The sequence below is a fragment of the Trichormus sp. NMC-1 genome (assembly GCF_001858025.1).
Taxonomy (GTDB): Bacteria; Cyanobacteriota; Cyanobacteriia; order Cyanobacteriales; family Nostocaceae; genus Anabaena.
In genome coordinates this window covers 1-505 of sequence record NZ_LZQD01000058.1, presented here as the reverse complement: position 1 = coordinate 505, position 505 = coordinate 1, and the positions used below count along the sequence as shown (strand labels likewise).

The window sequence follows — 505 nt, the reverse complement described above, 5'->3', positions numbered from 1 at the left end:
CACAGGTACAGGTTACACCATTGGTACAACTACAGCGGTAACAGGAACTATTACTAATGATGATGTGGCTTCACCCACCATTACCTTAGCTGTATCTCCTGCCAGCGTTACGGAAGATGGAACCGCCAACCTAGTTTACACCTTCACCCGCACAGGTAGTACTACCAATGCCTTAACCGTCAACTATGGCATTACTGGCACAGCCGCTAGTACCGACTATACAGGTGCAACACCCGGAACAGGAAAAACCATTACTTTTGCAGCGGGCAGTAGCACAGCAACCCTAACAATAGACCCCACCGCAGATACCACCGTTGAATCTAACGAAACCGTGGCTTTAACTTTAGCCACAGGTACAGGTTACACCATTGGTACAACTGCTGCGGTGACGGGAACTATTACTAATGATGATGTAGCTTTACCCAATATTACCCTAGCTGTATCTCCAGCCAGCGTTACTGAAGATGGAACAGGCAACCTAGTTTACACCTTTACCCGCACAGGT

The 505-nt window shown here is 47.9% G+C and carries 1 pseudogene; it reads left to right on the top strand.

Annotated features, from left to right (window positions below):
• Positions 1–505: pseudogene (locus A9Y75_RS25910) on the top strand (hypothetical protein); the annotation flags it as partial.